The 6,674-nt window shown below is 74.7% G+C and carries 6 protein-coding genes; 1 reads left to right on the top strand and 5 read right to left on the bottom strand.

Annotated features, from left to right (window positions below; translation table 11 throughout):
* Window positions 1-139: 139 nt before the first annotated feature.
* The 5 genes from efeO to CTKZ_RS19195 all read right to left on the bottom strand — a co-directional run bounded on the left by efeO (window position 140) and on the right by CTKZ_RS19195 (window position 5,705).
* Complete coding sequence (gene efeO / locus CTKZ_RS19215) at window positions 140-1,339, bottom strand: iron uptake system protein EfeO (protein ID WP_124344423.1); 1,200 nt, start codon at window positions 1,337-1,339, stop codon at window positions 140-142.
* Window positions 1,340-1,400: 61 nt separating this feature from the next.
* On the bottom strand, window positions 1,401-2,288 hold the full coding sequence (efeU, locus tag CTKZ_RS19210; protein WP_124344422.1) for an iron uptake transporter permease EfeU: 888 nt from the start codon (window positions 2,286-2,288) through the stop codon (window positions 1,401-1,403).
* Between the two features lie 113 nt (window positions 2,289-2,401).
* Complete coding sequence (locus CTKZ_RS19205) at window positions 2,402-2,953, bottom strand: NUDIX hydrolase (protein WP_124344424.1); 552 nt, start codon at window positions 2,951-2,953, stop codon at window positions 2,402-2,404.
* 72 nt (window positions 2,954-3,025) lie between these two features.
* Window positions 3,026-4,840 (bottom strand): acetyl/propionyl/methylcrotonyl-CoA carboxylase subunit alpha, encoded by a 1,815-nt coding sequence (locus CTKZ_RS19200; protein WP_124344421.1) that lies wholly within the window; start codon window positions 4,838-4,840, stop codon window positions 3,026-3,028.
* Window positions 4,841-5,027: 187 nt separating this feature from the next.
* Window positions 5,028-5,705, bottom strand: a complete 678-nt coding sequence (locus CTKZ_RS19195; protein ID WP_124344420.1) for a Maf family protein — start codon at window positions 5,703-5,705, stop codon at window positions 5,028-5,030.
* A 220-nt stretch (window positions 5,706-5,925) separates the two neighbouring features.
* Between CTKZ_RS19195 and CTKZ_RS19190 the strand changes: the two genes are divergently transcribed.
* Complete coding sequence (locus tag CTKZ_RS19190; RefSeq protein ID WP_200829832.1) at window positions 5,926-6,624, top strand: vitamin K epoxide reductase family protein; 699 nt, start codon at window positions 5,926-5,928, stop codon at window positions 6,622-6,624.
* The last annotated feature ends 50 nt before the right edge of the window (window positions 6,625-6,674 follow it).

Raw genomic sequence — 6,674 nt, 5'->3', positions numbered from 1 at the left:
CGCCGCGCCGAACCCCGCGGCCGCGGCGACTGCCGCGACACCCCCGCCGAGGCCCAGCAGCGCGCGCCGGGACAGCCCGGCGGCGGGCGGCTGCGCGTCGTCCGGGGTGGTGGGCGAGTCGACGTCGGTCATCGCGGCGTCAGGCGCCCGTGACGGTGGTGGTGAGGCGCGACAACGGCTCCGACAGCGCGTCCACGGCCGCGGCGAGGTCCTTGACCTGGTCTTCGGTCAGCTGGTCGTACGACGTGAAGCCCGACTCGACGCTGCCCTGCGCGGTCAGCAGGTCCTGGAGCTCGGCGAACCGCTCGTCGAGCGCGTCCGCCAGGTCGGCGTCCCGCTCCTGCACGACGTCCGAGAGCACCTCGTAGGCGACGCGCGCGCCGTCGACGTTGGCCTGGAAGTCCCACAGGTCGGTGTGCGACCAGATCTCCTCCTCGCCCGTGACCTTGCCGGTCGCGACCTCGTCGAGCAGCTCCTTCGCGCCGTTGGCGATCTGGAACGCCTCGAACGTGAACGCCGGGTCGGTGACCTGCTCCTGGAGCTTCGCGGTGTTCGCGACGATGTCGTCGGCCGCGGCCTGCCGCTGCTCGGGCGTGAGCGGCGTGTACGCGACCCCGCCGTTCGCCTCGGGGGTCGGCTGCCACAGGTCCTTCTCGACGAGGTGCCAGCCGGTCCACGTCGCGCCGTCCTCGAGGTCGGCCTCGCGCAGGTCGAGCAGCGGGTCCAGGTCGCCGAACGACTCGGCCACGGGCTCGACGCGCTCCCAGTGCACGCGCGTCGCGGCGTACAGGTCCCGGGCGGTCGCGTCGTCGCCCGCGGCGTACGCGTCGGCGAACTCCTGCGTCCCGGCGACGAGCGCCCCGACCTGGTCCTTGACGTACGCGACGTACGACGCCTCGGCCGCGGCGAGCTGCTCGGCGGTGTCACCCGTCGGGCCCGTGTCGGCCCCCGAGTCCGTCACGGTGAACTTCGCGCGGATGCCGTCGCCGACCATGCCCGGCTTGCACGCCGTCCAGTAGGTGCCCGGGCGGGCCTGGACGACCAGGTCGCGGCTGAGGCCCGGGCCGATGTTCTCGACCTCGGACACGACGCGCAGCCCGTCCTCGCCGAGCAGGTAGAACTCGGTCACGTCCTGGCCGTCGTTCGTGACCGTGAACGTCAGCGGGCCCGACGCGGCCTCCGTGGTGGACACGTCGCACGCGTCGGCGGTCGACGAGACCGTGATCGCGCCCGCGGCCGTGGCGTCGTCGGCGGGGGCGTCGTTCGGGACGCACGCGGCCGCGAGCGGCAGCACGAGCGCGGCGGCCAGGGTGAGCGCGGCGGTGGGCCGGTGGGACATCGGGCTCCTCGAGCAGGCGGGGACCGCGGGGCGGACCGGGAGGTGGCGGGTGCGCGGGCCGTCAGCCCGCGGCGGGCGACGCGACGGGTGCGGGGGACGCGGCGGACGGGACCGGTGCGGACGGGGCCGGCCGCGACGGGCCGCCCCACGTCGTGCGGACGAAGAACCACATCGTCGGGACGACGAACGCGACCCACGCGACCGCCTCGACCTTGGTGGTCGCGGGGGAGAAGTTGAGGACGCCCTTGAGGAGCGTGCCGTACCAGCTGGTCGGCGGGATCGTCGCGGAGACGTCGAACGCGAGGTCGTGCAGCCCGGGCAGGATGCCGGCCTCCTGGAGGTCGTGGACGCCGTACGACAGCACGCCGGCGGCGACGAGCACGAGGAACGCGCCCGTCCAGGCGAAGAACCGCCGGAGGTCGACGCGCACCGCACCGCGGTAGAGCAGCCACCCGACCAGCACGGCGGTCGCGAGGCCGAGCGCGGCGCCGAGCAGCGGCGTGACGTCGCCGTCGGACCCGCTCGTGGCCTGTGCGCCGGCCCACAGGAACAGCGCGGTCTCGAGACCCTCGCGGCCCACGGCGAGCAGCGCCATGACGACGACCGCACGCTTCCCGGCCTCGACCGCGTCGTCGAGCTTGTGCTGGAGGTCCGCCTTGAGGTGCCGCGCGGTGCGCGCCATCCAAAAGATCATCCAGGTGATGAGCCCGACGGCCACGACCGACAGCGTGCCTCCGATGGCCTCCTGCGCCTCGAACGACAGCCCCGAAGGGCCGAACGTGAGGAGCGCGCCGAACGCGAGCGACACGGCGGCGGCGACGCCGACCCCGGTCCACAGCGCGGGCAGCAGGTGCCGGCGGTCGGTACGCACGAGGTAGGCGACGAGGATGCTGACGACGAGGGCGGCCTCGAGGCCCTCGCGCAGGCCGATCAGGTAGTTCGCGACCATGACGCTTCCCGGGAGTGGGGCAGTGAGGCGAGGCTTACCTCACCGGGGCGCGACGATACTCCCGTCCGGATCGTCCCCGCGACGTCTGTCCGCGACGCGAGCTGTGACCCCGCTCACGCGGTCGGGGCGCCGCCGGGCAGCGCGTCGGCCGTGTCGGGACCGGCCCCCAGGCGTCGCCGCAGGTCGGGCCACGCGTCGCCGAACGCGGCCAGCAGCGGCAGGTCGGCGACCTCGTCCACGGGGACCCAGCGCACCTCGACGCTCTCCGCGTCGGTCGCCGTCGGCTCGGCCGGGTGGATCTCGTCGGCGAGCACCGTCGTGTAGGACCAGTCCGGGTGCCGGAGCACCGAGGTGCCGGTCGGGCGCACGTCCGACGGGTCGATGCCGGCCTCCTCGGCGGCCTCCCGCAGCGCCCCCGTGACCGCGTCCTCGTCGGGGGCGAGCGCGCCGCCCGGTAGCCCCCACGTGCCGCCCTGGTCGCTCCACGGCGCGCGGTGCTGCAGGACGACCGCGACGGGCACCCCCGACGCGTCGCGGCGCGCGAGCAGCAGCCCGGCCGCGCCGAACCGGCCCCAGTGCCGTCGTCCGCACGCGCACTCGACCCAGCCGTCACCGGCGGTGCGGTGGTGCGGGACGTCGGACGGGACGACGGGCGACGACGGCACCGGCGCCCCGCCGGTGCCGTTACCGGGCGCGCGCGGGACGGCCGTCGCCCCGGGTCCCGCGTCCGTCACGCGTCAGCCGACGATCTCGCAGATGGCGGTGCCCGCGCTCACGCTCGAGCCGACGTCGGCGGACAGGCCGGTCACGGTCCCGGCGCGGTGCGCGACGAGCGGCTGCTCCATCTTCATGGCCTCGAGCACGACGACGAGGTCGCCCTCGGCTACCTCCGCACCCTCCGCGACGGCGACCTTGACGATCGTGCCCTGCATCGGTGACGCGAGCGTCGTGCCGTTGCTGCCGGCCTTCGCGGCGGCGCGTCGCACGGGCCGACGAGGGCCCGACGGTCCCGCCGCACCGGCCCGGCCGCCGGGACGCGACGCACCCGGGCCTCGACCGAGCGCGAGCGCGGCCGGCAGGACGACCTCGAGGCGCTTGCCGCCGACCTCGACGACGACGCGCTCGAGCGCGGGCGCCTCCTCCTCGTCCTCGGCGGCGGGCGCGGTGGCACCCGTGCCGAGCGTCGTGAGGCGGTCGGCGAACTCGGTCTCGATCCAGCGCGTGTGCACGGTGAACGGCTCGGCCGGGTCCGCGGGGGCGAACTCGGGGGCGTCGAGCACGGCCCGGTGGAACGGGACGACGGTCGGGATGCCGACGACGTCGAGCTCGGCCAGCGCGCGGCGTGCGCGCTCGATCGCCTGCGGCCGGTCGGCGCCGGTCACGACGAGCTTCGCGATCATCGAGTCGTACAGGCCCGAGACGCTGTCGCCCTCGACGACGCCCGAGTCGACGCGCACGCCGGGGCCCGCGGGGAAGCGGAGCGTCGCGATGCGGCCCGGTGCGGGCAGGAAGCCGCGCGCGGGGTCCTCGCCGTTGATGCGGAACTCGATCGAGTGGCCGCGCGTCTCGACGCGGTCGTACCCGAGCGGGTCGCCCTGGGCGATGCGCAGCTGCTCGCGCACCAGGTCGATGCCGCTGATCTCCTCGGTGACCGGGTGCTCGACCTGCAGGCGCGTGTTGACCTCGAGGAACGACACCGTGCCGTCGGCGCCGACAAGGAACTCGCACGTCCCGGCGCCCACGTAGCCGGCCTCGCGCAGGATCGCCTGGCTGGACGCGACGAGCTGCGCGCGCTGCGCGTCCGTGAGGAACGGCGCGGGCGCCTCCTCGACGAGCTTCTGGTGGCGGCGCTGCAGCGAGCAGTCGCGCGTCGACACCACGACGACCGTGCCGTGCTGGTCGGCGAGGCACTGCGTCTCGACGTGCCGCGGCTTGTCCAGGTAGCGCTCGACGAAGCACTCGCCACGACCGAACGCGGCGACGGCCTCGCGGACCGCGGACTCGTAGAGCTCGTCGATCTCGTCCGCCGACCGCACGACCTTGAGGCCGCGGCCGCCACCGCCGAACGCGGCCTTGATCGCGACGGGCAGGCCGTGCTCGGCGACGAACGCGTGGATCTCGTCGACGCCCGACACCGGGTCCGGCGTGCCGGCGACGAGCGGCGCACCGGCGCGCTGCGCGATGTGGCGCGCGCTCACCTTGTCGCCGAGCGCGTCGATCGCGGCGGGCGGGGGGCCGATCCACGTGAGACCGGCGTCGATGACGGCCTGCGCGAACTCGGCGTTCTCGGACAGGAACCCGTAGCCGGGGTGCACGGCGTCGGCACCCGAGCGGCGGGCGACGTCGAGCAGCTTGTCGACGACGAGGTACGTCTCGGCCGCGCGGGCGCCGTTCAGCGCGAACGCCTCGTCGGCGACCCGGACGTGCAGGGCCTCGCGGTCGGGGTCGGAGTAGACGGCGACGGAGCCGATCCGTGCGTCACGGCAGGCGCGGGCGATGCGGACGGCGATCTCACCGCGGTTCGCGATGAGGACCTTGGAGATCACGGGCACGGTCCACCGTAACGTGCGGGACCCGGCGCTCCGCTGCTCCCCGGGGCCGGTCGTCCAAGATTGGGGAACCGCCCAACCCGCGCGGGAGTGCTTGTGTAGGGATCCGACAAGGACAGGCGCCCGTCGTCCTCCGTGCCCGGTGTGGGTTGTCCGGTGGGCACAACGCGCGTGCCCGCGCGGGGGGTGGTCAGGCGGTGCGCCAGAGGCTCGGGACGGTCACGCCGATCTCCCCGAGCAGGCCGCGCAGCAGCGGCAGCGACACCCCGACGACACCGTGGTGGTCGCCCTCGATGCGGTCCACGAACGGCCCGCCCAGACCGTCGACGGTGAACGCGCCCGCCACGGCGAGCGGCTCACCCGTCGCGACGTACGCGGCGACCTCCTCGTCCGACAGGTCCGCGAAGTGCACGACCGTCGACGACGTCGCCCCGAGCGTGCCGCGCGTGCCCTCGCCGCCCTCGTCGGGCGTCGCGCGCTCGTCGATCACCCAGTGCCCCGTGTGCAGCACGCCCGTCCGGCCCCGCATCGCCCGCCAGCGGCGCACCGCGTCGTCGGCGTCGTCCGGCTTGCCCAGGATCTCGCCGTCGAGCTCGAGCATCGAGTCGCAGCCCAGCAGGACCAGGTCGTCCGCGTCGGCCAGCTCGGCCGGCGTGCCGTCCGCGACCGCGCGCGCCACGTCCTCGACCTTCGCCTGCGCGAGCACCAGCACCGCGTCGGCCGGGTCGAGCGTCCCGAACCGCTCGGCGGCGGCCGCGAGGACCGCGGGCTCGTCGACCGAGGACACGACCACGAGCGGGTCGATGCCCGCCGACTGGAGCGTGGCGCGGCGGGCGGGGGACGCGGAGGCGAGCAGCAGGCGGGTCACGTCGCGCGAGCCTAGTTCGTCGGGCCGTCGCGGGCCCGTGCGCGTCGCGGGGCGCGTGCGGGCCGTGTGCGGGCCGGTGCCGACCGAGCGCCGCAGCCGGGGGAGGGAGACGCCGCAGACCGGGACCCAGGTCGGGCCGATCGCACAGGTCGGGCGGGCACAATGGGCCCCGAGCGGGTGCGGCGGGTCGACCGTGCGCACCGACACCCGAGGAGGCCCGGTGAACGACGCGACCAGCGCGGCCGCACACGACGCGGCGGTGGACGAGCACGACGAGGACTGGGACGACGACGAGCTCGTCGACGACGACCCGGACCTGCTGAAGCCGGCTCCCGTCGCCTGGCGGCGGCGCACCGCGATCGAGATGGCGATCTCCGGTGCGATCGGCCTCTACACGTCGTTCGTGCTGTCGATCGAGGCGATCGTCCTGGCGCGTGAACCGGACGCGGTGTTCGGGTGCAGCATCAACAGCGTCATCAACTGCGTGCGGGTCGCGGAGAGCTGGCAGGCGTCCCTGTTCGGCTTCCCGAACGCGTTCCTCGGCATCGCCGCCGAGGCCGTGGTCCTCACGATGGCCGTCGCGATGATCGGCGGGGTGCTGTTCCCGCGCTGGTTCATGCTCGCCGCCGAGGTCGTCTACACCGCGGGCCTCGTGTTCGCGTGGTGGCTGTTCTACGAGGCGTACACCGACATCAAGGCGCTGTGCCCGTGGTGCCTGCTCATCACCGTGACCACCACACTGGTCTGGGCCGGCTTGACGCGCATCAACATCAGGGACGGGCATCTCAACCTGCCGGGCCGGTTCGGTCCGGGGGCCCGACGCTTCGTCGCGGCCGGCAACGACTGGTTCGTGACGATCGCGGTGCTCGTCGTCCTCGCCGCGCTCGTGTTCTTCGGCTACGGCTGGTCGCTGCTCTGACGGCTTCCCACCCCGCCTGACGCGTCCGCCGCGGACGCACCGAGGGGCGG

Source organism: Cellulomonas algicola (genome assembly GCF_003851725.1).
GTDB classification, from domain to species: Bacteria; Actinomycetota; Actinomycetes; order Actinomycetales; family Cellulomonadaceae; genus Cellulomonas; species Cellulomonas algicola.
Note: the sequence above shows the minus strand (reverse complement) of the source record. Positions and strands in the feature narration are given on the sequence as shown.

What these genes read in the sequence shown, in the direction of transcription:
- efeO (WP_124344423.1), bottom strand. Translation starts at nt 1,339, where the DNA reads ATGTCCCACCGGCCCACCGCCGCGCTCACCCTGGCCGCCGCGCTCGTG.
- efeU (WP_124344422.1), bottom strand. Translation starts at nt 2,288, where the DNA reads ATGGTCGCGAACTACCTGATCGGCCTGCGCGAGGGCCTCGAGGCCGCC.